This is a genomic window from Psychrobacter sp. CCUG 69069, from assembly GCF_021023115.1.
Lineage (GTDB): Bacteria > Pseudomonadota > Gammaproteobacteria > Pseudomonadales > Moraxellaceae > Psychrobacter > Psychrobacter namhaensis.
The window spans coordinates 427,733-454,024 of sequence record NZ_QQAI01000001.1; the positions used below are offsets into that span (position 1 = coordinate 427,733).

The 26,292-nt window shown below is 44.8% G+C and carries 22 protein-coding genes and 3 tRNA genes; 9 read left to right on the forward strand and 16 right to left on the reverse strand.

Annotated elements, in window-relative coordinates:
- Positions 1 to 2 precede the first annotated feature (2 nt).
- Complete coding sequence (locus DVY93_RS01735; protein ID WP_230708602.1) at positions 3 to 740, reverse strand: SDR family NAD(P)-dependent oxidoreductase; 738 nt, start codon at positions 738 to 740, stop codon at positions 3 to 5.
- A 625-nt stretch (positions 741 to 1,365) separates the two neighbouring features.
- On the opposite strand from DVY93_RS01735, the gene DVY93_RS01740 reads away from it, so the two are divergent.
- The gene (locus DVY93_RS01740; protein ID WP_230708604.1) at positions 1,366 to 2,568 is read left to right on the forward strand and encodes a pyridoxal phosphate-dependent aminotransferase; all 1,203 of its coding nucleotides are present in this window, start codon (positions 1,366 to 1,368) and stop codon (positions 2,566 to 2,568) included.
- Positions 2,569 to 2,827: 259 nt separating this feature from the next.
- A tRNA-Asn gene (locus DVY93_RS01745) sits at positions 2,828 to 2,903 on the forward strand.
- 129 nt (positions 2,904 to 3,032) lie between these two features.
- On the opposite strand, the gene DVY93_RS01750 is transcribed toward DVY93_RS01745, so the two are convergent.
- The 6 genes from DVY93_RS01750 to msrB form a co-directional block, all read right to left on the reverse strand.
- Positions 3,033 to 3,500 (reverse strand): DUF305 domain-containing protein, encoded by a 468-nt coding sequence (locus DVY93_RS01750; RefSeq protein ID WP_230708606.1) that lies wholly within the window; start codon positions 3,498 to 3,500, stop codon positions 3,033 to 3,035.
- 71 nt (positions 3,501 to 3,571) lie between these two features.
- Positions 3,572 to 4,183, reverse strand: a complete 612-nt coding sequence (locus tag DVY93_RS01755) for a DUF411 domain-containing protein (protein ID WP_230708608.1) — start codon at positions 4,181 to 4,183, stop codon at positions 3,572 to 3,574.
- A 208-nt stretch (positions 4,184 to 4,391) separates the two neighbouring features.
- Positions 4,392 to 4,468, reverse strand: a tRNA-Asp gene (locus DVY93_RS01760).
- A 38-nt stretch (positions 4,469 to 4,506) separates the two neighbouring features.
- Positions 4,507 to 4,582 (reverse strand) — tRNA-Val (locus DVY93_RS01765).
- 224 nt (positions 4,583 to 4,806) lie between these two features.
- Positions 4,807 to 5,292, reverse strand: a complete 486-nt coding sequence (locus DVY93_RS01770; RefSeq protein WP_193006561.1) for a glutathione peroxidase — start codon at positions 5,290 to 5,292, stop codon at positions 4,807 to 4,809.
- A gap of 145 nt (positions 5,293 to 5,437) precedes the next feature.
- Positions 5,438 to 5,863, reverse strand: coding sequence for a peptide-methionine (R)-S-oxide reductase MsrB (gene msrB, locus DVY93_RS01775; protein ID WP_193006542.1), 426 nt, complete (start codon positions 5,861 to 5,863; stop codon positions 5,438 to 5,440).
- Positions 5,864 to 6,258: 395 nt separating this feature from the next.
- On the opposite strand from msrB, the gene DVY93_RS01785 reads away from it, so the two are divergent.
- A complete protein-coding gene (locus DVY93_RS01785) occupies positions 6,259 to 7,827 on the forward strand; it encodes an aminotransferase class I/II-fold pyridoxal phosphate-dependent enzyme (RefSeq protein ID WP_193006543.1) in 1,569 nt (522 codons plus the stop codon).
- Positions 7,828 to 7,924: 97 nt separating this feature from the next.
- Here DVY93_RS01785 and DVY93_RS01790 read toward each other — a convergent pair whose 3' ends face one another.
- Both DVY93_RS01790 and DVY93_RS01795 read right to left on the reverse strand, forming a co-directional pair.
- Complete coding sequence (locus DVY93_RS01790; protein ID WP_193006544.1) at positions 7,925 to 9,532, reverse strand: inorganic phosphate transporter; 1,608 nt, start codon at positions 9,530 to 9,532, stop codon at positions 7,925 to 7,927.
- 646 nt (positions 9,533 to 10,178) lie between these two features.
- Entirely contained in the window at positions 10,179 to 11,882 is a 1,704-nt protein-coding gene (locus tag DVY93_RS01795) for an ATPase (RefSeq protein ID WP_230708609.1), read from the reverse strand.
- A gap of 242 nt (positions 11,883 to 12,124) precedes the next feature.
- Between DVY93_RS01795 and DVY93_RS01800 the strand changes: the two genes are divergently transcribed.
- From DVY93_RS01800 to DVY93_RS01820, 5 genes are all read left to right on the forward strand, one after another.
- The gene (locus DVY93_RS01800; RefSeq protein WP_230708611.1) at positions 12,125 to 12,838 is read left to right on the forward strand and encodes an FFLEELY motif protein; all 714 of its coding nucleotides are present in this window, start codon (positions 12,125 to 12,127) and stop codon (positions 12,836 to 12,838) included.
- 336 nt (positions 12,839 to 13,174) lie between these two features.
- Positions 13,175 to 14,056: a bifunctional demethylmenaquinone methyltransferase/2-methoxy-6-polyprenyl-1,4-benzoquinol methylase UbiE gene (gene ubiE, locus DVY93_RS01805; protein WP_404671796.1), complete on the forward strand. Its 882-nt coding sequence runs from the start codon at positions 13,175 to 13,177 to the stop codon at positions 14,054 to 14,056.
- A 112-nt stretch (positions 14,057 to 14,168) separates the two neighbouring features.
- A complete protein-coding gene (locus DVY93_RS01810; RefSeq protein WP_230708615.1) occupies positions 14,169 to 14,864 on the forward strand; it encodes a ubiquinone biosynthesis accessory factor UbiJ in 696 nt (231 codons plus the stop codon).
- A gap of 81 nt (positions 14,865 to 14,945) precedes the next feature.
- Entirely contained in the window at positions 14,946 to 16,604 is a 1,659-nt protein-coding gene (locus tag DVY93_RS01815; RefSeq protein WP_230708619.1) for an ABC1 kinase family protein, read from the forward strand.
- Positions 16,605 to 16,672: 68 nt separating this feature from the next.
- Positions 16,673 to 18,103, forward strand: a complete 1,431-nt coding sequence (locus DVY93_RS01820; protein ID WP_230708622.1) for an FAD-binding oxidoreductase — start codon at positions 16,673 to 16,675, stop codon at positions 18,101 to 18,103.
- 115 nt (positions 18,104 to 18,218) lie between these two features.
- Here the strand turns inward: DVY93_RS01820 and ruvB are convergent, their stop codons facing one another.
- The 5 genes from ruvB to DVY93_RS01845 all read right to left on the reverse strand — a co-directional run bounded on the left by ruvB (position 18,219) and on the right by DVY93_RS01845 (position 23,340).
- Entirely contained in the window at positions 18,219 to 19,199 is a 981-nt protein-coding gene (gene ruvB, locus DVY93_RS01825; protein WP_230708673.1) for a Holliday junction branch migration DNA helicase RuvB, read from the reverse strand.
- A gap of 177 nt (positions 19,200 to 19,376) precedes the next feature.
- Complete coding sequence (gene ruvA / locus DVY93_RS01830) at positions 19,377 to 19,997, reverse strand: Holliday junction branch migration protein RuvA (RefSeq protein ID WP_198334304.1); 621 nt, start codon at positions 19,995 to 19,997, stop codon at positions 19,377 to 19,379.
- Positions 19,998 to 20,081: 84 nt separating this feature from the next.
- The gene (fba, locus tag DVY93_RS01835) at positions 20,082 to 21,119 is read right to left on the reverse strand and encodes a class II fructose-bisphosphate aldolase (protein WP_198334303.1); all 1,038 of its coding nucleotides are present in this window, start codon (positions 21,117 to 21,119) and stop codon (positions 20,082 to 20,084) included.
- Positions 21,120 to 21,498: 379 nt separating this feature from the next.
- On the reverse strand, positions 21,499 to 21,885 hold the full coding sequence (locus DVY93_RS01840; RefSeq protein ID WP_193006552.1) for a hypothetical protein: 387 nt from the start codon (positions 21,883 to 21,885) through the stop codon (positions 21,499 to 21,501).
- A gap of 252 nt (positions 21,886 to 22,137) precedes the next feature.
- Positions 22,138 to 23,340, reverse strand: a complete 1,203-nt coding sequence (locus DVY93_RS01845; protein ID WP_230708624.1) for a phosphoglycerate kinase — start codon at positions 23,338 to 23,340, stop codon at positions 22,138 to 22,140.
- Positions 23,341 to 23,809: 469 nt separating this feature from the next.
- Between DVY93_RS01845 and DVY93_RS01850 the strand changes: the two genes are divergently transcribed.
- Entirely contained in the window at positions 23,810 to 24,139 is a 330-nt protein-coding gene (locus DVY93_RS01850) for a TraR/DksA family transcriptional regulator (protein ID WP_193006554.1), read from the forward strand.
- 25 nt (positions 24,140 to 24,164) lie between these two features.
- Here the strand turns inward: DVY93_RS01850 and DVY93_RS01855 are convergent, their stop codons facing one another.
- Together DVY93_RS01855 and DVY93_RS01860 are read right to left on the reverse strand one after the other, a co-directional pair.
- Entirely contained in the window at positions 24,165 to 24,833 is a 669-nt protein-coding gene (locus DVY93_RS01855; RefSeq protein WP_230708627.1) for a thiamine phosphate synthase, read from the reverse strand.
- Positions 24,834 to 24,995: 162 nt separating this feature from the next.
- Positions 24,996 to 26,084, reverse strand: coding sequence for a serine hydrolase (locus DVY93_RS01860; RefSeq protein ID WP_230708628.1), 1,089 nt, complete (start codon positions 26,082 to 26,084; stop codon positions 24,996 to 24,998).
- Positions 26,085 to 26,292: the final 208 nt, after the last annotated feature.

A 26,292-nucleotide genomic window follows, 5' to 3' on the forward strand; every position in this document is an offset into this window, starting at 1 on the left:
CCTCACTTTTTATTGAGCTTTTCACTAACTTGCTGCCAGACCAAATCAGGCAATGTACCCAATGCCTTTAACGGTAAAGTCAGTTTTTTCGGAAACTCAATAACCTCATGACCACTCTTGATACCATCGCGTATGGCTTGGCTTGCCTGCTCTGGAGTCTGAATAAACGGCATAGGAAAGTCATTTTGTTTGGTCATAGGGGTTTCGACAAAACCCGGCACCACTAAGCTGACCGCCACATTGTACGGAGCGAGACTAATCTGCAGGGTTTTCATCAAGTAATGGATGGCGGCCTTTGAGCTGCCATACGCTTCAGCCCGCGCAAAAGGCACATAAGCAGATGCGGACCCAATGCCAACCAAGCGGCCTTTTGAGGCAATCAGCTTTGGCAACACGCCCTCAACGGCATGTGATAATGTGCCCATATTCACTGACATGACTTTCATAAACGCCGCACTATCAAAATTTGGCATGTCCAGATACTCACACATACCCGCCCCACAAATCGCCAAATCTACCTCACTGATTTTGTCAAAAGCTGCGAGCACTTTCTCTCGATTCATTAAATCTAAATCGATGGTTTCTGCCCCTAGCGACTTCAGTTCAGCCAACGCCTCATCGTCACGGCCAACGGCATACACGTGATGGTTTTCTAAGAGATAGTCTTTTGTTAACTGCTTACCAATACCCGAGGTCGCTCCAGTAATAAGAATATGCAGTTTTTTAGAAGAGTCTGTCATGATCAACCTCCTGTTGGTCACATTGATAGAAAAAATCACCGTTTATCCAAGCTTTAATGACTCGTGTTTCTACTTAGAATATCAGGTTAATTTTTATTAAAATAAATTCCGTTTTATGTAATATATCTAAATAATAATAGCGTAAGATAACCATTTTATTGTTGTGGTTTCGCAATCACTTAGCCCCTCATCCTATTAAATCTGTCCGTCATCACGCTGGCAAACCTGCTAAGAAATTCGTCATTTTCTGTTACGACCCCTATAAGACAGTACAATAACCACATGCTACAATGCCAAGATCAAAAGTGCGTAGAGGTCTGAATGCTCACTGATTATTGAGCGTTAACTACCATCACAATACGTCCCTTTTAAAACGTCCCTTTTAAAAAGAAAAATAGTGCGGCTGGGAGGAATAAGTCGATGCCTATTCTGCAATAGCACAATAAGCGAGGACACCTTACCCCAATCAAACACTTTTTTGCGTCACGATACTACTTTGAACGGATAACTGCTTAAAAAGACAAGGCGTGAAGCTGTCTGGCGTCATGTTTTCATAACCCTTAACAGTTTATATAATCAATAACACGTCTTCACTAACCCCACTCCAATGTAAAAAGGATCTCTCATGAGCGAGTTGCAACTGTCTGACCGCGTCAATAACATCAAACCATCACCTACGCTAGCGATTACCAATAAAGCCAAAGAGCTCAAAGCAGCGGGCAAAGACATTATCGGTTTGGGCGCTGGTGAACCTGATTTTGATACCCCTGAACACATCAAAAAAGCAGCCATCGATGCGATCAATGACGGCTTTACTAAATACACGGCTGTCGATGGTACGCCAGAGCTAAAGACCGCCATTATAAAGAAGTTCAAGCGCGACAACGACATCAGCTATGAGCCAAACGAAATCCTAGTATCGGTCGGTGGTAAGCAGTCGTTCTTTAACCTTGCCCAAGCCTTTATCAACCCAGGCGACGAAGTCATCATCCCAGCGCCATACTGGGTCAGCTATCCTGACATGGTCATCATCGCAGAAGGCGTGCCAGTCATTGTTAAATGCCCTGCTGAGCAAAACTTTAAGATTACCGCTGAGCAATTAGAAGCCGCCATTACTGACAAGACCAAACTGTTGGTATTGAATAGCCCCTCTAACCCAACGGGTATGATTTATACGTTAGATGAGCTAAAAGCCATCGCTGAAGTACTGAAAAAGCATCCACAAGTCTATGTAGCCTCAGACGACATGTACGAGCATATCCGCTGGACGGGTGATAAGTTCTACAATATCTTAAATGCAGCACCTGAGCTAAAAGGCCGTGCGATCATTCTAAATGGTGTGTCTAAAGCGTACGCAATGACAGGTTGGCGTATCGGTTATGCTGGCGGCCCTGCTAAGCTAATCGGTGCCATGAAAAAGGTACAATCACAATCCACCTCATGCCCAACCTCGATTAGCCAAGTGGCAGCAGAAGCAGCAATCAGCGGTGATCAGAGTGTCCTCACGCCAATGGTAGCCGCTTTTGAAAAGCGCTGTGACCTAGTCGTAGATGGTTTAAATGCCATTAAAGGCATTACTTGCCTGCGTCCTGATGGCGCGTTTTACGTGTACCCAGAAATCAAACCACTCATTAAAGCCGCTGGTCTCTCATCATGTACGGAGTTTTCAGAATGGTTATTAGACAAAGTCGGTGTGGCCGTTGTCCCTGGTGATGCATTTGGCCTTGGCGGTTACATGCGTATCTCTTACGCAACCGATGAAGCCACCTTAAAAGACGCCTTATCACGTATCGAAAAAGCAGTGGCTGACTTAGACGTTGCCGAATAAGTCATAAAGGACACTTAGTCTTATAAGTTTTTTTATAGAAAAAGACACCCTATATATTCTATAAGGTGTCTTTTTTGTAGACGTTTTAGCCATTTTTTAGTAAAAATCTGCTATCTCATCATTAAAATGACAATTTTTACTAATTATGCAAAAAAACGCTTGACGTATTTTTTATCTTTGCTAGAATACGCCCCACTTAGCAAGAACTCATTAGAGACTTCTAAGGCTCGTTGTAGGAAATTAAAGTCTTACAGCCTATTCTCCAATAGCTCAGTTGGTAGAGCAACGGACTGTTAATCCGTGTGTCCCTGGTTCGAGCCCAGGTTGGAGAGCCACATTTTAGTAGTAAATTTCTTGAGTCATCTTTGATTCAATTATGGCATTTGCCAAAACCCTCATCACTTTGATGGGGGTTTTTTTATGGGTGATTTATTGTGAGAAATCTCTTATACCTGACACCTCATCTATTTTAAATCTTCAATAAGTGCCTGCATCTCGCTTATTTCACGTTTTTGTGTTTCGATGATTTGATCAGCGAGCTGTCTTACTCTAGGATCTTCTATATCCGCTCTCTCACTGGTTAAAATAGCAATCGAGTGATGGGGGATCATGGCTTGCATCCAATCGACCTGATCAACGGTTTGCTGTGATCTAACGCCCCAAATACCTACCGCAAACAGTACGATACTCAACCCATAAATCATTAAATTAATCTTGGTTTTCTTATACATGTTGGCCATAAACGCCAGCATAACCACTGCCATACCCGCCCCCATGTATAGCGCCATGTAAACTCGAGTCTCACTAAAATAAACATGATCCCATGCATAAGTGTTGAAATACATCATGATATACATCAGCACAGTAGACGTAAGAATCATGAGGGTAAATTTCACATAAGGGTTCATCTGGTTTTTCTCGTCATGATTCATCGGTCAGTCTCCATCAATGTTACCAATTTATTGAAGTGTCAATTAAGTGTTTTTGGTTTGAAGACATCAGCTTATAACTGCTGCTCTGCAGACTCCACTTCAACATATACCTGCTTTGTACCATCTTTGTTTATTTGCATGATCTGATACGGTGCAAACTGACCCTGATATTCCATACCCGGACTACCGACGGGCATGCCCGGTACAGCCAGTCCAATGGCTTGCGCCGGTGGATTCTGCAAAAATTCAGCGACGTACTTCGCTGGAACGTGACCTTCAAAGACATAGCCATCAGTGGTGATAGCAGTGTGGCAAGAGCGTGTCTCAGCAGGCACGCCATAACGATCTTTAATCAGTGATAGATCTGCTGGATGCTCGACAGTCGAGTGTAAGCCATACGACTGTGTGTGCTCTATCCACTCTTTGCAACAACCGCAATTGGCATCTTTGTAAATGGTTGCTGACACATTTTTGAGCAGGTCTGTGTTGTCTGCTGGATTTTCTGCCACCACTTGCGCCACTTGTGTGGTCTCTGCCTCAACAGGGCTGGCATTAGAAGCATCGATGTCAGATTGCCCACAAGCTGATAACACAGCAGCTACTAAAAATACAGCCGACCCTTGAATAAACGTAGGTAAATAGCGATAAGACTTCCTATTAGACGTAGTGGTAAAAATAGTCATAGACACTTCTCATTTCATTAAATGGGGAATACAGCCTTAGAAAAAGTACGTGGAGATAAGCTCCTTTCTGGCTTAAAAGCAGCCTGAAAACAATAAATAATTATAAATCAAACACTTAATAAAATCTACAGACACAAAAAAACCCCAAACAATCTAATGTTTGAGGCGAAACTTGCTTAAACTTAACAGTTTAAATTCGTTTTAAATATGGCGCAGCGGACGGGACTCGAACCCGCGACCCCCGGCGTGACAGGCCGGTATTCTAACCAACTGAACTACCGCTGCTTAGGTCGTCTTAGCTTATTTATCCACTCGCTAAGAAGTGGTGGGTGATGACGGATTCGAACCGCCGACATTCTGCGTGTAAGGCAGACGCTCTACCAACTGAGCTAATCACCCTTAGAACAATTGCTATGCAATTTATTCAACATCAACTGAGCCCTAAGTTTGTCACTAAGCTCCGTTGCTGTGGGTGTGTATTATATAGATTTACAGTTGACTGTCAAACGCTATTTTCCAGTTTTTGCGATATTTTACGCATTTTTATTAAAAATTATAGCAAGCATATGTTTTTATTGATTTTATATTTTTATAAAAAACCCATATTTTTTTAGGTTCAATACTTATTTATTGGTGAGTGCTTGCTCGATATCGTTTTTGATCGCTTCTGGCTTGGTGGTTGGGGCATAACGTTCGATAACTTGCCCATCACTACCAATCAAAAACTTGGTGAAATTCCATTTAATACCATCGGTGAGCACACCGCCCTTTTGACTTTTAAGCCATTTAAAGAGTGGATGAGCCTCATCGCCATTGACATCGACCTTTGCCATCATTGGGAAGCTGACACCGTAATTCTTTTGACAAAACTCGCCAATCTCATCATTACTACCGGAATCTTGGCTACCGAACTGATTACAAGGAAAGCCGATGACGACCAACCCTTGCTCTTTATACTGTTGATACAGCGCTTCTAGTCCTTCGAATTGCGGCGTAAATCCACATTTGCTCGCGGTATTGACGATGAGTAACACCTGACCTTGATAGTCAGAAAACGCTTGTGAGGTGCCATCCATGCGCTCAGCAGTAAATTCACAAATAGGGCTCATCATTTATCCTTAAATTGACTGATTTGTTGGGTGTGTCTATTAAGCATTTATACCTCATTCACCGTATAAATAATACTAAAAAGGAAGCCTCACGCGCTTCCCTTTTGTCCCTCTAACATTATGTCACTGACTGCAAGAGTCGATACTACTTCTCAGACTTATCCAAATCAATAGAAACAGAGTTGATGCAGTAACGCATCCCTGTGGTCTCACGCGGTCCATCAGGGAAAACGTGACCCAAATGAGCACCGCAGTTGCTACACGTTACTTCTGTGCGAGTCATACCTAGCGAGTTATCGACATGCTCTTCAATCGCGTTGTTATCGATGCCTTGATCGAAACTTGGCCAACCGCAGCTGGCATCAAATTTACTAGATGAGTCGAACAAACTGGCCCCGCAGCCTTTGCAGCGGTAAACACCATCATCAGTGGCATCGTTATAGACACCTGTAAACGGACGTTCTGTGCCTTTTTCGCGCATCACATGATACTCATCAGCGCTCAGACGCTCTTTCCAGTCAGCTTCGGTTAACTGGCTGATTTCTTCTTTGCTTAGTTGATTGTCTTGCATAATGTTTCCTTATTCGAGTATTTATGATCTCATCTCTGTAACCGTTTTATCGTCATCTTATTATAAAAACGATGCTGTATATCTGCTGGTTATCGATTCACTATTCAAGTCATATGCACAAAGAGTGCTGCCAATATTGTTTGGTTTCCCTATTTTAAGCGAGATTGGCTACGTTAAGCTTGTGTTTTCATCAGTATCTCGTGACAAAGATAGTAATGAATTAATTATAAATGCAAGTATAACTTGCATTCCATGAATAATTTTGAATGAATAACGCCTTGCAATCGCCTTCATTATGCAATAATATCTTGCATTGGTGTTTAATTAAAACAATATACATTTTGCACTTTAGCTTATCTATTACAAACTCACTGATTATAAAGGCTTAGATCGCTATGTCTGATGACAATAGTAACAGTACGCAAGCGGAACGACTGGTGCGGTTGCGCCGTGAAAAAGGACTCACGGCTGAGCAATTAGCCCAAGCGATGACAGCAGCCGGTGCCAAGGTGAGTCGCGGCGCGATTTCTAATTGGGAGCGTGGCACAAATGGCATTGTGTCCTCTAAGCTACCAACCCTAGCGCGTATCTTGGGCTGTAGCGAAGGATATCTATTACGCGGTGAGCGGCAAAACCAATCTAATGATAAAAACCCGCCTCATTTAAATGTCGCACACACAACCTCTGATACTCGCAAACATTCACAAAACAACCCGATGAGTGGTCACTCTATGAGTACAATAAAAAAATCCGATAAACTACAAAACGTTTGCTATGACATTCGCGGCCCTCTATTACAGACCGCTAATAGAATGGAGGCAGAAGGTAAACGTATATTAAAACTTAACGTCGGTAATCCCGCCCCCTTTGGTCTAGAAGCGCCTCATGAGATTTTGCGTGATGTGACCATGAATTTGTCTGAAGCCACAGGATATTCTGACTCGCAAGGGATTTTTTCAGCGCGTAAGGCGGTATTGCAGTATTACCAATCAAAGGGGTTGTTGTCAGCGGTCGATGTCCGTGATGTTTATTTGGGTAATGGGGTCTCTGAGCTGATTGTGATGACCATGCAGGCTTTGATGAACGATGGTGATGAAGTGTTGATTCCGATGCCAGACTACCCGCTTTGGACAGCAGCGGCCAATCTATCGGGTGGTACAGCGGTACATTATCGCTGTAATGAAGACGACAACTGGCACCCTGATATCGAAGATATCAAATCTAAAATCACCGATAAAACCAAGGGTATTGTGGTCATTAACCCCAATAATCCAACGGGTGCCCTTTATAGCGATGACGTACTCCGACAGATTATTGAAGTCGCTAAAGAGCATGACTTAATCATCATGGCCGATGAGATTTACGATCGCATTCTTTATGATGATATGGCCCACACACCAATGAGTACCTTAACCGACGATGTGCTTGTCCTCTCCTACAATGGTTTGTCAAAATCGCACCGTATCGCTGGGTTTCGCGCGGGCTGGATGATGGTGTCAGGTCGCAAGCAACACGCGGCCGACTTTATTGAGGGCTTAGATATGCTGGCCTCTATGCGTCTGTGTTCCAACGTTCAGGGTCAATATGCCATCCAAACGGCGATGGGTGGCTACCAAAGCATGAAGGATTTGACGTCTCAAAAAGGTCGCCTGTATAAGCAGCGCGAAATGGCAGTATCACGCCTTAATGCCATCAAAGGTATTTCTTGCACCATGCCGCAAGGCGCGTTTTACTGCTTTCCCAAGATGGACCCTGAGGTTTACCCTATTGAAGACGACATGGACTTTATGATGGATTTGCTGATTGAAGAAAACGTCTTAATGGTACAAGGCACAGGATTTAACTGGGACAAGCCCGATCATTTCCGCTTGGTCTTTTTACCAAACCTTCATGATTTAGAAGATGCAATGGATCGTTTAGACCGCTTCTTTGCCAAAAAACGCCAACAATTTGGTACCGATTAAACGTGAAACTGACATAAAAAAACGCTTATCGGTATGATGCCGATAAGCGTTTTTGTGGTATTCAGTTAGCCCATAAATCTATGGGATGCTGCGTTTTTTAAAAGATCTGCTTGAGTACGACATAACTGATTGCAGACATGGTAGCGGCTGCAGGAAGCGTAATCACCCAAGCTAAGCCGATTGGCTTCATCAGTGCCCAGTTGGTATCTCTATTAACAATACCGATGCCCAGTACTGCGCCAACTAATGTGTGAGTACTCGACACTGGCAGACCCATCGTCGATGCTCCCATAACGACAGCAGCAGCCGCCAGTTCAGCTGAGAAGCCGGAAGCTGGATGCATCTTCGCTAGATTGGTACCCACCGTCTGAATCACTTCTTTACCGATGAACCAAAGACCGACGATCAGTGCCACACCAAAGGTCAACATGACAGCGGGAGGAACGGCAGCTTGTGAAGCGATCTCATTGGTACGAATAACGTCCATAATGGCTGCAAAAGGACCAACGGCATTGGCAATGTCATTCGACCCATGACTAAACGCAAAGGCTGAGGCGGTAAAGACCTGCATCCAGCTAAACATAATAAAAGTCGCCTTAGTAAGGTCTTCTTTATGTTTACCACGGATAGTCTTGGTGTAGATAAAGGTAGCCAGCCAAACCAGCGCAGCAATCATCCCCATGATCAAAAAACCCTGCAACGTCGTCAGATTGTTATTGACGTTTTTGAGCCCTTTAAACACGACTAGAGAAGTCATGACCGCCCCGCCCAATGCTGCAATGATAGGCACCCATTGCTTCAGGGCTTTTAGGGTATCAAGGTTAGTGCGCTCGTTCTCGATTTCATAAAGCTTTTTATAATAGTCAGTTTCTAGGTCTTCAACGACGCAGTCATCGTCTTTATAAATCTCTTGATCGCGTAACATGGCGGACGTATAGGCCAGTTGTTCTGACTCTGTCAACCCATCCAAAAACTCTTTATGATTTTGTTTTAAGACTTTTTTATTGGCTTTTAGCTCACCAATATGCGCCTCTGTTCTATCATTATACTCAATGATGTTTTTCTTAATTTGTCCGTACAGCACATAGGCCAATACACCACCCAATAGTGGCGACAATACCCAAGAAATAGCGATGGTGCCAATGGTGCCCCAATCAACGGTAGAAAACGCTGTAGCGCTCCCGCCCAAATCAAACCCTAGAACGATAGAACTACCAACGACCCCGCCGATAATAGAGTGGGTGGTCGATACCGGCAACCCCTTGCGCGTAGCAAACAGCAGCCAAAACGCGGCCGCAATAAGCGCTGAAAGCATGACATAAATAAACTGATTGGGTGTGACTGACAAACCATCTAAATCAACGATACCTTTACGAATCGTGTCGGTCACCTCACCACCTGCCAATACGGCCCCCGATACCTCAAATATCGCTGCCACCCCTAATGCTTGAGGAATGGTTAATGTGCCTGCACCGACTGACGTACCAAAAGAGTTGGCGACATCGTTACCACCAATATTGAATGCCATAAAGACACCAAAAGCGGTTGCTACAATAAATAGCGTCGTCTGTTGACGCATTGTGTAATCTAGACCCCACCACAAAAAGTAGGCGGTCATCGCAATCAGTAAAATGGCAAAAAATAGATTTACTCTCATAGAGCCGATTGATTTGGTCGACTCTGTAGAACTGCTGCTAATACCCATACGTTGATACGTCCTGCGTAAGCTGATTGAAATTATATGCGGTTGATGACATGGCGTTGCTATTGATACTGCTGATTATGGCATGTGACATTAAGATGGCGTATAGCAAACGCGCAACGTGCTTTTTAAATAGTGTCTTTTCTCACGACTGTTTTGATGTCCTACCCGTGCGCTCTTAGCTACTCTTTAACATTTGATTTTACTGATAGGCAGCAGATAGCGTAAAAAAACATCATTCAACATGTCACAAAGCCGCAAGTGCTATTGCCAAATCATCTGATTACAGCATCTTGCGGCTTAGATTTTTTATAGTGATAATTTTGGTATTGATAACTGGCACTGTAACAAGCTTTGTTCAAGTTGTTAAGACATGCGTGTTTAACGACAAGCATACTCTGCTTGCTAAGTGGGTTTAGTACTTAGTAGAAGCCAATAACGCGCCTATTATATTAAATATAAACACATAATGCATGATGATATTGCGATATTTGTAACTGCCCGTGTGTGACCCAGATAATACCGTGGCTCCACTCTCTATGAAATGCTCATGGAATAGAGTTTTTGCATAGACTCTTGGGACGTTAATTACTCGTTTTTTTTATGAAATTGTATAAATCACTACAAGCATTTACTCATCCATAGTGCGTTAGCTTTCATGCGCTGCAGATAGTTGCTTAATCGCATGGTCTAAAACCTCTAAACGTGCCTGACGTTTTTCATTGGTTGCTATGACGCACCAAGGGGCATTTTTTGTATCGGTACGTGCCAGCATGTCAGCTGCTGATTGCACATACTCTGACCACTTATCACGATTACGCCAATCATCATCCGTTAACTTAAATTGCTTATGCGGTGTGTTTTGACGCGCTTTAAAACGTTTAAGCTGTTCTTGTTTGTCGATGGCCAGCCAATATTTAATGACTATTGTACCAGCTTTGGTTAAGTCCGCCTCAAAACGATTGATTTCATCATACGCTCGCTGCCACTCCGCACTACTTGCAAAGCTTTCGATACGCTCAACCAACACGCGCCCATACCAAGTACGATCAAAGATGGCGATGCGACTGATGCGATCTGTCTGCTCATTGGGCAATCTTGTCCAAAATCGCCACAGATAAGGATGCTGTGCTTCATATAGCATTGGCGCCCCGATATTATAAACTTGATATTCGCGTGGGTCGAGCGGCGCCACCAATCTTTTGATCGCCCCGCCTTTGCCAGCCGCATCCATCCCCTCAAAGGCAAAAACGATGTGACGACCATTGCGCGCGCGCAGTAATTCAGCGAGACGAGCCTGCTTTTCTGCCAATGCGGTACGATAGTCAGCCTTATCTACTTTGGTATCATCGATATCTTTTAAGCAATCAGGTATGTTTACAGGTTCAAATTTTTCTGGTGCAGGTGATGGCTCAGCTTGCCATCCAGCATCTGGTGTCTCAGATAGAGCCTCTTTAATAGACGCAGTCTGGTTTTCCGTCGTGTCAGCGCTTGTTTTGCTACTTACTAGCGCGGTTTGCATCGCATGCAGTGCTTCATGACAGAAATGATCGGCGGCTTGCGACTTATCCTCCCCATCTATAACAATCCAGTCATCCTGTTGTCGCAGCAGAATCGTGGCCACTTCATTAAATTTTTCGACAACTTTTTTACTGTGCCAATCCACTTGATACAAAAACTGTGGGTCAGCCTCAGCGTCATTCAGCCGATTTTGTAAGGTATCAACATCGACATGAAACCAACATTTTAACACTCTGGTATGATTGGCTATAAGGTCATCTTCAAACGCTTGTAGTTCAATGAGTTGCTGTTGTAAATAGTCTTGCCATGTCGTAGTGGGAAGACTATTTATGTTTTTATGACCTTTGTCTTTTGCATGGTGATCTTCACTTTTGCTGTCTGACAGTGCCATACGCATGACGTTATAGAGCAAGTCAGCATACCAGTTACCAAAATACACCGTTACATCACCGTGCCGCGGCATCACTTTGGTATGGGCTTGCCAAATAGGCTGATAGTTTAAGGGACAATAGCCAATGGTCGCCTCAACTTTTAAAAGCCGTGGATCTACCCACTGCCGTAGTTGTTTGACGGCTGTCCCCTTACCCGCCTGCTCCATACCATTGACCAGCACCAGTAGTCCGGTGGGTTTATTGGTGGTGGACGGCGTTTGTTGCCGCGTGGCGCGCAGAGCGTATTGGGCCGTGACCAGTGCCAATCTAAGCGAGTCTTTATCCATAGAAAACTGACTGAGAGGATTGGGGGTTAAGCGCTGTTTGACCACCTCATCGCTAAATTGTGCACTTACCGCTTGTGGTGCTACCGGTTCAGTCGTATGATTCTTTTTATTCATAACTGGACTCCTCTTATGATTGAAAACTCGTCAGCTCAATCATAGCATTCGGCTCATGCAGTAAATAACGCTGCTATGTAACAGTTTGACATTTGTATTCTGCTTTATTTTCTTTTAAGGTGAACACAATTTTAGACACATGCTTTAATAGATACCATTCAGTATAAAAAAACCTAACATTCAGTACTGCCCACCTTGCTCTCGATCTCATCACGATCTTTACTTTTATAGAGGATTTTTTCATGTCTGCTCTAGCTGATTTACAACAACATTTAGTACGTTTTTGGGCGTTACCCCATCATCAAGACGCTGAATTAAATACCAAGCTCAATGAAGTACAAAAATGGCAGCAATCAAGACTTAAGCGTACTCATAGCGATCTGTTTGAACAACCCAAAAACCAACTCATGGCAGACTATTTCCTGACACAATTATATGGTGGAGATGAGTTTAAATTACTGGCGCAGCAGCTAGAACGCATCCTTCCCAAGGCTAAAAAACTTGAACGGCTTGCTAAAGAATCAGCGTTAGAAGCTGGTAGCATGGGCATCCAAGCGGCAATTTTAGCCATTGAGCTAGACTTACATTTGGCCCAGTGGTTGTCTGCTCAAGACTTACCTGTCAACGAAGACAACATGCTGGCCGCCTACCTCGCGGTCGATGAAGCAGATGAACGCCGCGTACAGATTGCCAACCTCAAAGAAGTCTGCTATCGCACTGACAAACATTTGAACTCCTTTATGCTCAAAAAAGCGTTTGCCTTGGCGAAGGGCACCGCCTACCGTTATAAATTCCAACCACTTTATGACTTCATTGATACCGGCTTTAAAGCCATGAAGCCTCTAAAAAGTGTGAGCAGTTTTATTGAGCCGTTTTGCGAGCGTGAACTGATGATTATTGACCAAGTTCATGACAAGGATAATGGCGGTAAGCTAGTAGCGTTTGGTGTATCATAGGATCCATGAGGTGTTTGGCGCACGCTGACACCTTCAAAAAGATAACCATAAAAAGACCGTCACAAAAACGAATAATAGGACAATGTTATGACCGATAACACAAATAATAACAACGCTGACCTAAGCCAAAGCGCTACGAGCAACGGCCATTTACAAGATAAATTGGTACAAGACAGTATTACTCACAACCAAAGCATTAGCGCGCAAGCCCAAGCCCGCCAAAGCCCAGCACCTCACCCGGTGAGCGCCAAGGCTGCGACAAAAAACAACAACGCTAATGATTTTACGCACGTCCAAGATTTACCAACTGGAACGCCACAAGGCCAACAAACCACTATGCCAAATAACACTGCCAGTCACAACGTCAATAGCAGCACCGATAATAACGCGGCACAATCTGACACACAGAGCACCAAACAAACGCGTTTCAATCAGCGTGATGACATCAACAATCCGCATACGCCTGATACTGATGGGAATGAAGAAACGCATTTTGGTTATAAAACGGTCAACAAGGCTGAGAAACAAGCACGGGTGGCTGATGTTTTTACTTCAGTCGCCAAAAAATATGACATCATGAATGACTTGATGTCTTTTGGTATTCATCGTCTGTGGAAGCGTTATGCCATCAGCTTATCAGGGGTGCGTTCAGGTCAACATGTACTCGATATCGCTGGCGGCACAGGCGATTTGGCCAAAGTCTTTAGCCGCGAAGTCGGTAGAAACGGTCACGTTGTGCTATCAGACATCAATGCTGCAATGCTAGAAGTTGGTCGTGAGCGTTTGATCAATGCAGGCTGTAACAACGTTGATTTTGTCTTAGCAAACGCTGAAACCTTAGCGCCCTTTGACGACGAAAGCTTTGATTTGATCACCATTAGCTTTGGTCTGCGCAATGTCACCGACAAAGACGCTGCCCTAAAAGCCATGTATCGCGTTCTCAAACCAGGCGGTCGTCTGTTGATTTTAGAATTCTCAAAACCTGTATTTGAGCCATTATCTAAAGCTTATGATTTATACTCTTTTACCGCATTACCGATTATGGGTAAGCTGATTGCCAATGACTCTGAGAGCTATCAGTACTTGGCTGAATCGATTCGTATGCACCCTGATCAGCAGACGCTAAAACAGATGATGCAACAAGCGGGTTTTGAAAACTGTGATTATCACAACCTAACGGCTGGTATCGTTGCCGTCCATCGTGGCTTTAAAGCTTAACGAAAAAAGTGTCACGATAGCCTATCAATGACGACACCAAATAATCGTAACCACTGATCCTATAAACGCTGCGCCTGTCTAAAGGCGCTCAATTAAAGATGCGAGAGCCTTTATGCTGACTGTCTTACTTTTGGCGGGTGCCGAAAAGCTGATTAACTTTGCTATTGCAAGTGACGAGATTACCAAAGCTGGGCTTGTACCGCTCGCTGGCAAAGTGCTACGACTCAATATGGGTGTGCCTGACATTAACTTGGATATCCTATTTACTGATGAGCGTCTGCGTTTTGAGCCTGTGACGATAGATAGTGTGTTTGAACCAAGTGGCCAGATGAATGAGCGTCAAAAAGCCAGTATGGAGCGCGCACGTATGGGTCATAGTCGCCCAGACTGTAGCATCACCGTCGACAATCCCGCCCAACTACTCAATCTGATGCGCGGCACTGAAGGTAATTTACCTATCTCTGGTGATTACAAAGTGTTGATGCAGCTTAAGCAGTTGGTGGCAGGGTTTGACCCCAATGTCGCAGGTCAGCTTGAGCCTTTTATTGGCAAACCGATGGCCAGCCAGTTGCACCTGCTCATATCGCAGCTTAAAGGTAGCTGGCGTCATAGCGCCAAACAAGCTTTTGATGATGTAAGTGATTGGGCCAATGATGTGGCAGGCAATAGCCTTACCGATCCGGCTGAGATGACAGAAGTCAATGACCTCAAGCAGCAATTGTTAAAGCTGCGTGCTGATGTCGAACGTGAAGAAGCCAGACTTGCTGCTATCAAAGATGAGCAAACGCAATTAATCAATAATCGTTAAGCGCTGTCATCGGTTCATCGTGATCTATGCATAAGCGCAGCCTTGTCCAATTTTTGACTTTCTTTAGAGTACCTATACCTCATGCTATTATCTCATCGCGCCCGTTTACTTGAGCTTTGGCGTATCGCCGCAACCTATCGCATTGATACTCATTTTTCTGTTGAAGAAGCCCCGCAACTGCAACCTTTAGTACGGTTGATCCGTTTGCATCCCGCAGCTTGGGGCAAAAAGCACCAGCCAAACGCCATTAAATACGCGCTTGAAGACATGGGCACACTGTTTTTGAAACTCGGCCAGCTGCTTTCTACTCGCCGTGATTTGGTACCACCTGAGATTATTGAGCAGCTGGTGCAACTACAAGACAAGGTCAAACCTTTTGACGCTGATACTGCTATCGCGCAAATCCAAGACCCCAAACACGGTCTCGGCCACTCTATTGACACGCTGTTTGCGCGTTTTGATGTCAAGCCGCTAGCCGCGGCGTCTATCGCCCAAGTACACACAGCCGCCCTGCATGATGGCCGTGAAGTAGTGGTAAAAGTAGTGCGTCCCAATATTCGCACCACCATCGTCGCTGACTTCGAGCTGTTACGAGAGCTTGCCAATTGGGCATCTGCACGTATTGAAGCAGCACGAGCCGTACATATTATCGATATTGTGGAAGACTATCGCCAAGTGATGTTAAATGAGCTAGATTTAACCCTTGAGGCAGACAACACCACGCAAATGCGCAATAACTTCTTAGGCTCTGCATTGATGTATGTGCCTGAAGTCTATGATGCCGCCAAAAATGTGATGATTATGGAACGCATTCAAGGCGTCCCTATCTCACAAGTGGAGGTGTTTGACAAGCTCGGCTACGATCGTGCCACACTGGCAAAAAAAGGCTTAACGATATTTTTTACGCAAGTGTTTCGCGACAACTTTTTTCATGCCGATATGCATCCGGGCAATGTCTTCGTAGAAACGCCGCCAGTCAAAGCGCTCACTGCAGATATGCCAGCGGTTGACTTAGGGCACGAACCACGCTATATCGGTCTTGACTGCGCCATCATGGGTACTTTATCAAAAGACGATCAACTCATCGTCGCCCGTATGCTACTGGCCGTGATGAATAATAACTTCACTGCGATGGTTGATATTGTGAGTCGTGCCGGCTGGATACCACCAAATACTGACAAACATGCCTTGATGCGCGATATGAAGCGCACTGTCGGTCCAATGCTGCAAAAATCTATTAATGACATCGATTTTGCCGGTGTGTTGATGCAAATTTTAGACATCGCACGTCGCCATCATATGAGTATTCCTCCGCAGCTCATGCTATTGCTTAAGACCTTAGTGCATGTTGAGGGCCTCGGACGCGACTTGTATCCTGACCTCGATATCTGGTCACTTGCCAAACCCATTTTAAGCAGTTGGATCAAAGAACAACTGGACCCGATGCGTAATTTGCAGCAGTTACGCCAGCAGTTACCAGAGATTTTATTATCCACCACTGATATCCCCAAACTACTAGACCAAGGGTTACAAAGTCTGGCTATGCAAGGATCAAGGCAAGACAGTCAGTTGCGAGAAATACAGCAAATACGAGCTGATCTGCTCAATGATCGACGCCGTGATTGGATAGCACTTGCAGGATTTGCGGTGTTTATTGCCATTGCGACACAAGTTGGCTGGCTTGCCCCTATCTTTTATCTATTGGCTGTTATCGTTGTTGTTTGGCGTATCTTGGCGTAGCCCCTGATACATGTCATAGCAATAGTGCTTGCTCATTTAAGCACACCTCTTATATGTAGGAGTTAACCATGTCATCTCTGCCTGTTTCACCCCTTAGTGACACCGTGAAGCCAGACTACAGTGCTGCTATTGCTGCTCTAAAATCTCGTTTTGGCAAACAGTTAAGTACTAACACAACGGTACGCGAGCAGCATGGCCACACCATGACTTGGCTCGCTAACCAGCCACCTGATGCTGTGTTAACCGTACAAGACAAACACCAAGTCGCCACTGCTGTAGAGATTTGCAATCAGTATCAGATGCCCGTGATTGCCTTCGGTATTGGCTCCTCTTTGGAAGGACAATTAAACGCACCTTATGGCGGACTGTGTATCGACATGCATGCCATGGATGCGATTTTGCAAGTCAATAATGAAGACCTGACAGTGACCGTGCAACCTGGAGTGACACGGGAGCAGTTAAATCATTACTTGCGTGACACAGGGTTGTTTTTTCCGATAGATCCAGGCGCGAATGCAAGTATCGGCGGCATGGTTGCTACCCGCGCGTCAGGAACCAATGCCGTACGCTATGGCACCATGAAAGACGTGGTACTGGCACTTGAGGTTATCACTGCCAGTGGCGAAATAGTTCGAACAGGCACACGAGCCAAAAAATCGGCGGCGGGTTATGACTTAACACGGCTAATGATAGGCTCAGAAGGAACACTGGGTATCGTCACAGAAGTAACGCTTAAACTGTTTGGTATCAGTGAATGTATTGGTAGCGGGATTTGTCATTTTCCAACCATTGAAGACGCCTGTCAGGCAGTGATGTTAACCATTCAGATGTGTCTGCCCATCGCTCGTATTGAGCTACTCGATGCCATGCAAATAAAAGCTTGTAATCAGTATGCCAATCTTGAATTAGCCGAAACGCCAACGTTATTTGTCGAATTTCACGGTACAGAAGCGAGCGTTCGTGAACAAGTGCACATCTTTACTGATATCATCGAAGAGTTTGGTGGTCACGATTTCGCTTGGGACACCAATGAAGCTGAGCGCAAACGCCTTTGGCAAGCACGGCATAACGCTTATCATGCCAGCGCTGCTCTGCGACCTGAAGCTAGTGCTTTATCAACCGATGCCTGCGTGCCTATCTCACGCTTGGCAGAATGCGTCAGTGAGACGGCCAAAGATATCGAAGTATCTGGCATGATTGGGCCTATCGTCGGCCACGTTGGTGACGGCAATTTTCATGTTCTCTTGTTGGTCGATACCAATAACCCTGAAGAAATAGCAACCGCTGACGGTATTATCAGCCGCCTAGCCAAGCGCGCTATAGAGATGGATGGCACCTGTACGGGTGAACACGGTATAGGGCAAGGCAAACAAAAATACATGCAGCAAGAGCATGGTAACGCTCTGGTGCTTATGCAGGCGATAAAATCAGCGCTTGATCCTAATAATATTCTTAACCCAGGAAAAATATGGCCTGAGGCTTTGACTACTCCCCAATAACTCCACAACAATCAAATACTAAAGCCAACACTGAAACAAAAAAATGCGCCCAATTTTCATGTTCATGATTAAAATTGGGCGCATTTTTTAAGTTTGATACTATAACAAGTTGGTACTATAACATCTGATCAATTGCCATTTGGGTCAATACACGTCCGCGTGCGGTACGCAGTACATAGCCTTGTTGAATAAGATAAGGCTCAATCACGTCTTCAAGCGTACCCCGATCTTCAGCCATCGCCGCTGCCACTGCTTCCACACCTGCAGGACCACCATCAAAACGCTCTTGCAATATTTCAATATAGCGTCTGTCCAAATGATCAAGACCACGTCTATCAACGGCCAACATATCAAGCGCACTACCTGCAATCGCGCCATTGATACTACCGTCGCCTCTCACTTCGGCATAATCGCGCACACGACGTAATAGTCGATTGGCAATCCTTGGCGTACCACGCGCACGGCGCGCAATCTCAACCGCGCCGTTTTCGCTCATCGGTACGCGCATCAAACGTGCGGCACGACTCACAATTGTGGTCAGGTCAGCAATATTGTAAAACTCAAGCCGCTGAACGATACCAAAGCGATCACGCAGTGGTGAGGTCAGCAGTCCGGCTCTAGTGGTTGCCGCCACCAAAGTAAACGGCGGTAAATCAAGCTTAATTGATCTTGCAGCAGGCCCTTCACCAATCATAATATCTAGCTGAAAATCTTCCATCGCTGGATATAGGATTTCTTCAATGACCGAACTCAAGCGATGGATTTCATCGATAAAAAGTACATCACCTTCTTCTAAATTGGTCAACATCGCTGCTAAGTCGCCCGGACGCTCAAGCACAGGCCCTGACGTTGACCGCAGGTTACCGCCCATCTCACGAGCAATGATATTGGCCAGCGTCGTTTTACCTAAGCCTGGTGGACCAAATATTAGGGTGTGATCCAGCGCTTCATCACGTCCTCTTGCGGCACCAATGAACACCTCCATTTGCTCACGTACCACCGGCTGTCCAATATATTCAGCCAGTAATGCTGGACGAATACTGGCATCAGGCGCATCGTTTGCTCCTTCTAGCGGATTAATCAATCGATCTTGCATCATAGAACTTATCATTATATTAAAAAATTAGGTAACAAATAGCATAACCAAACGCTGCGCATAAGTCATGCAAAACATCACTCAGTGGGTACCAAAACGAAAATAAGCGACACTGAATGTCGCTTATCTGTTCAATACATTATGTGATCACTATCGTTGATAGCTAAGAAAAACGATTTAAAAACCAGACAGCTGCTGTAACGTGGCTTTTAATAAGCCTTGGGTGTCAGCAAACGTATCCCCTTTACTCTTAGCGGCTTTAATCGCTTGCTGCGCTTCTTTTTCTTTATAACCCAAACTCATCAAGGCGCCCTCGACTTCAGCGATGATACTGCCTTCGTGAGAAACCGTTGCCCTCTGCGGGGTCAACTCCAAAGCGCTGCTATCAACCTCGATGTTTTTAAGCTTGTCTTTTAGCTCAATAAGCAAACGCTGAGCTGTTTTTTTACCAATGCCTGGGATACGAGTCAACGCAGTTTCTGACTCTTGTTCAACATGCATTTTCAGCTCAGCACCTGACATCGCCGACAGCATCGCTAGCGCCATTTTTGCGCCCACGCCGTTGATTTTGATTAACTGGCGAAAAACATCGCGCTCTTTGCGGTCGATAAAACCATATAGCAGCTGCGCATCTTCACGAACATGAAAATGCGTCCAAATACTGGCTTGCTCATTGAGATGCAATTGGCAAAATGACGGCAGTGGCAGCTCGATATCATAACCCACACCCGAGGTTGTCATGATACAGGCCGTGGGTGCCATTAAATACTGCACCTGTCCGGTAATCAATCCTATCATCACGTACTACCTCTTATAAGGGCTATTATAAAAATGAAATACACTGTCGTCACATGGGCCATGACCACCTTTTACCAGTGTAATTTACTGATAAAAATCCACCATACCTTCAAGACTGATTGGGCGAATCTTATGCGCTTGACCTGCTGAACCAAAAGCTTCAAAACGATTGGTGCAGATATCAGACATCGCGACCATAGAGGCTTTGAAGTATTTACGTGGGTCAAACTCGCTTGGGTTGTTAGCAAGGAATTCACGGATAGCGCCTGTTGATGCCAGACGCAAATCTGTATCGATATTTACCTTACGTACCCCATGCTTGATCGCTTCAACGATCTGCTCAACCGGCACACCGTAAGTTTCACCAATGTCACCACCATTTTCATTGATGACTTTTAACCATTCTTGCGGTACGGATGACGAGCCATGCATCACAAGGTGGGTGTTAGGAATGCGCGCATGAATCTCTTTTACTCGCTCAATCGACAAGATATCGCCTGTCGGTGGACGCGTGAACTTATAAGCGCCGTGGCTCGTACCAATAGCAATCGCTAACGCATCGACATTCGTATCTTTTACGAATTGCTCGGCTTCATCAGCACTGGTCAAGAGCTGCTCATGACCCAGTACACCTTCTGCACCAGAGCCATCTTCTTCGCCTGCCATGCCGGTTTCAAGGCTGCCCAAGCAACCAATCTCGCCTTCTACAGAAACGCCGCAAGCGTGTGCCATCTTAACCACTTCGCGAGTAACGCTAGCATTGTAATCATAATCCATTGGCGTTTTGCCGTCTTCACCCAGCGAGCCATCCATCATGACTGACGAAAAACCAAGCTGGATTGAGCGCTGGCAGATAGCGGGTGACATGCCATGATCTTGATGCATAACCACTGGAATATGCGGCCACTCTTCGATAGCAGCGATGATCAGATGACGTAAAAACGCCGACCCTGCATAATTACGTGCGCCAGCACTGGCTTGGACGATGACAGGTGAGTCACAAGCATCCGCCGCCATCATGATTGCACGCATCTGCTCTAAATTATTGACGTTAAAGGCAGGAACACCGTAGCTATGCTCAGCGGCGTGATCTAGAAGTTGACGTAACGATATTAAGGCCATAAAACGCTCTCTGATTAAATTTTGAATAGTATTTTAAAAACAGCTCTTGCAGTAGAACTTTAGAGTAATTAGCCCAAAACTTTTGCTTAATAACGGTTAAAGCCTTAGTAGTTAAAGCACCACCAGTCATTCACAGGATTCAGCGTTTTGGAGATAATTAATACGCCGTGATTATAGCAAAAAATGCGCTGTCTTCGTAGCAGTTGCCTGACTATTTATTACTCTAACTAAAGAAAGACAGACAACGCAAAAAGCCTTGGTGGTCACCAAGGCTTTTCTAGTATTTTGAGGGCTTATAAAACAACGAATCATTTTAGCGACCGAACTTATGAGTCATCTATCAAACAACCACGACTCCATAAATCAGTAATGAAACGGCTTAGTACTGTTGTTCTGCATCAACAGCGAGGTCATTTGCACCATCAGCGACAGCGTTAGCACCATCAGCAACAGCTGAAGCTGTACCTTCGACCGCTTCATTGGTACCTTCGGCGATAGCATCACCAGTGTTTTCTAGAGCATTTGTTGCAGCCTCGCCCGCGGTTTCAGCGCCTTCTGCAACTTCAGTGCCAGCATTTTGTGCCGCCACTTCAGCTTCAGCAGCCGCTTCTTCAGTTTCGGCAGCAGCAGCTTCTGTGTTAGCAGCGGCATCATCGCCTGCAGATTCAACAGCAGCTTCAGTTTGCTCTTCTGTTTGTTGGCTACACGCAGTAACTGCAAAAGTACCAGCAAGTAAGCTAGCAAGTAACAAATGACGTTTTAACATAATAAACCTCTCGTAAATAAAACATGTCAAAATACATGGTTGCGCTATTTTATAGAGTGCAAATAAGACATGCAATAACAATGTTCAGTATAGAAACAAATAATTACCAGTTAATAATAATCAATGACCAATCCCTCTCAAATCAACGTCTGTGGGTGTCTGAGCGCAAACGGGTCATTGCCTTATTTTTATAGCCTAACTCAAATACGTCTATTTGGTTGTACCGCTAATGTTACTAAACTCGTTAAATGCTTAAACGTCAGTTTGTAGCGCTGCGACCGCTGGTAGCACCTTACCTTCTACAAACTCCAAAAACGCGCCGCCACCTGTTGACATGTAACTAACACCGCCTGCAACTTGGTATTTATCAATGGCAGCTAAGGTATCACCGCCACCAGCGATCGAAAAACCTTCGCTATTTTTTACAGCATCAGCCAGTATTTGCGTACCACTGCCAAAAGCGTCTACTTCGAAAACGCCTACTGGCCCATTCCACAAGATGGTTTTGGCTTTGCTAATGGCATCTGCAAGCTGCTTTGCGCTTTTTGGGGCGATGTCTAATATCATGTCATTATCGCCAATCGCATCCACAGACTTAATGGTGGCAGTGGCTTGCTGTAGTGAGCCAATAAAGTCATCAAAATTGATGTCATTTTTGTCTGCAACGACGACCTGCTCAGGCAATAAAATCTCAGTTTTATCCATAATCTCACGGGCCGTATCAACCAAATCTGCTTCATATAGCGAGGCGCCCACACTATGACCTTGCGCCGCTAAGAAAGTATTGGCAATGCCGCCCCCAACGATAATCTGTGAACACACTTCTGCCAAGCTGTGTAGCACTTCTAACTTCGTCGATACTTTCGATCCACCAACAATGGCTAACATGGGCTGGGCTGGGGTTTCAAGCGCGAGACTTAGCGCGTCCAATTCAGCGGCTAACAACGGGCCTGCACATACGGTCTTATCTGCCTGACGCATCGCTTGCGTGACGCCTTCCGTGGATGCTTGGGCACGATGGGCGGTACCAAAAGCGTCCATGACGAACACATCGCATAAATCTGCATATTTTTTTGCCAAAGTGGCATCGTTTTTCTTTTCACCTTCATTGAAGCGCACATTTTCTAACAGGACAACCTCACCCGCTTTGATAGACACACCTTGAGTCAAATAGTCACGATTAAGACTGACGGAGGTAGATAGCTTATCCGTCAAATAATCAGCCACTGGTGCCAACGAGTATACTGCTTCAGGGTTACCTTCGGTAGGACGCCCTAAGTGTGAGCAGACGATAACGGCAGCCCCTTTTTCTAGTGCCAATTTGATGGTTGGCAGACTGGCTTGTAAGCGCGCATCACTTGTGACTTTACCGTTTTTGATAGGTACGTTGAGATCCTCACGAATCAGTACTACTTTATCCGTTAAGTTCAGCTCACTCATACGCAAAAAATTCATTTACCTGCTCCTATACATCAATCTGTTGGTTAATCTGTCTGTTAAAAAACTAAAGTTGCTGTCATTAAAGTTGCTATCATTACTGAAGCATTTTTATACAAAGGTATCTATAAAAGAGTGTGACCAATGACTTGCTGTCACATGAACCGTGTCGAATGCTCTTACTGGTTTTTACGTTTGGCTAACTTGCTTTTTGCTGATTGAGGTCTTTTAACCATTGACCTTAACAAGCAAGATTTAGCGGCGGTGTATTCTACCAGTTTTCTGGCCGCCGCTCATAACGAACCTGCCATAAATTTGACGAGAATGGGATTGTGACCCTCACAATTTAAGAGCAGGCTGCAAACCAACACGTTTATGATTGACTCAAAGTCCACATAAACATCAGTAACATTTCGTGGTGGTACTCACTAGTTAGGCGATTTATGATAGCGGAGTAAACAATAAAAATAACCCTTAGGAGAATACAATGAGTATTGATCTAGAGACCGCTAAACAGAATCTATTAAAATTAAAAGAAGAGTACGAAACGCGCATCGACAAAATCGAAGAACACATTCAAAATCCCCAAGATGATCTCAATGAACACTGGGAAGACCAAGCCATCTCTTATCGTCAAAACGACATGCGCAAAAACCTCATGGCTGAAGCGCGTCAAAGCTTAATCTACGTCGAAAATGCCTTAAGCCGTATTGAGAATGGTACGTATGGTGAATGTGAGGTGTGCGGTGAGCAGATCGAAGAGCAACGCCTAGAAGCCTTGCCTTATGCTACCTTATGTATGGAACACGCTGCGTAATTGCGCATTGTTTTAAGAGCGCCAACTATAAATCAGGTGTTTTCCAGCGGGAAAATGCCTGCTGCCATTGCTGACAACGCTCTGCAACTTGTGCGACTGGTAAGTCCATAATATCGCCAACTACTGCCACATAACGAATGGGCAAACCTATCAGCTCTGAGACATTCTCTGCGGTTAAACCGCCTATCACACACATATCTATTTCTTGCTCACAGCCATCGATCAGCTGCTGACGAGCAATAGTGTCAGCATTTGGTTTGGTCGTAGAAGCAAAGATTGCACCCATTGCGGCGTAACTTGCGCCGGCGTCTCGCGCTTTTTTGACCAAACTTACCTGACCATGACACGTACGACCAATAATCTGATTTGGCGCTAACCGCTGCTTGGCCTCTCTAATCGTGCCATCACCTTGACCAAGATGTACCCCAACGCCAAGCTTTGCCGCCACACCAATATTATCATTGATAACAACTGCCACGTTATGAGCTTTGGCCAAAGCCACGATCTTGGAGGCTTCTTCGTAAAGTTTTAACTCACCGTCAGGGCGCGCCAATGTCTGCTTACGACGAATTTGTAATAGCGCAATCAACCCGGTAGCCAGTGCTGCCTCTAACTTTTGATATAAAAGCCCAAACTCATCGTCATTGGTCAGTAAGTATAGCTGCGGCATAGAAAAATTCGATGTTTGAACCATAACATGTACCCCTAGTCTCAAAACAATAAAAAGGCCGTTATAGGATATAACAGCCTTTTTTATCAATGCTTACTTTTTTATAAGTCTTTATTTATCAGACCTAGGTTTTATAAGTGCTTTGTTTATAAGTACTTAGGTTTTATAAATACTTAGCCAGCAAGCTTACACTGTGCGGCGAGTCGCTAAACTGTTCAGAATGTTTTTAGCATCGCCCCAACGCGTGGCTGAGCTGTTTGCCCCTAGGATAACAATGATAGCGGGACGGTTATTGACGCGCGTTTCCATGACGACGCAACGGCCCGCTTCATTAATAAAACCTGTTTTTGAGATGCCAATTGGATAGTCGCCAGCACGCACTAAGCTACTCGTGTTATTGGCTTTATACGTACGGTTGCCACTGGAGTAATTTGATACAAAAAAGTCATAGCTCTTCGTCGTAGAAAAACGACGAATCACGTCATAATTACCAGCCGCACGTACCATTTTTACAAGGTCATTTGATGAAGCAACATTGCGCTTATCAAGACCCGTGGGATCACCAAAGAAAGCCGTGGTCATGCCTAAATCTTGAGCTTTGCGATTCATCGCCCGTATAAAGGCGCTATAACCACCTGGATAGTTACGCGCTAAGCTCTTGGCTGCTGGGTTCTCTGACTTCATTAACGCCATCAATAGCATTTCAGCTCGATTTAAACGATCGCCTGCTTTTAACCGTGAGCTTGCGCGCTTTGGACCGACAAAATCTTCTGGATCCAGCGTAATCTCTTCGCGCATATCAAGACCTGCATCTAATACCACCATGGCGGTCATTAATTTACTAATACTGGCCATCGGACGCGCAATATCAGCGTCTTTTTCATAAATAGATTCGCCCGTTTCCGCATCGATTACCGCCACACTACGCGAGTCCGTGCTGATCGGAATCATATCGCTACTACCAAATGCACCGCGATAAGTCGTATTATAGCGATTGCTACTATTGTAACTATTATTGCTACTACCGAAGCTATTGGTATTGGTGATACTGGTCGTACCATAACCGCTATCGACTTGCTTAATAGTAGAGCCAGTCGACTTGTACATGATGTTGCGCGCTTCAGACAAGCTATCTGCCCCGCCCCAACTCACACGAGCACTAGAGCCACTATCAGTGCTACCATTAATAGTAAGTGCGGCTTGTGCAGCACTGCCCAAACTCAATGAAATCATAGCAACGACTAATTGCTGTTTGGTTAATGGTAGGTGCTTCATTATGCCTCCTGCTTCCGTTATCACGCCATTTAGGGTTGTTTGGCGCCAAAAACGTACATAGCGTCTATGGATGTGTTTGTAAGTACTCGTATAGAGTTTTTGTATTTTTAGTGTATCATGGTTTGAATTTAAGTTTAATTTATCCAGCAGATTTAAGGTTTAATTTTGGCCTAATTCAAATTTTGCTACAACCACTTTATATTATAGA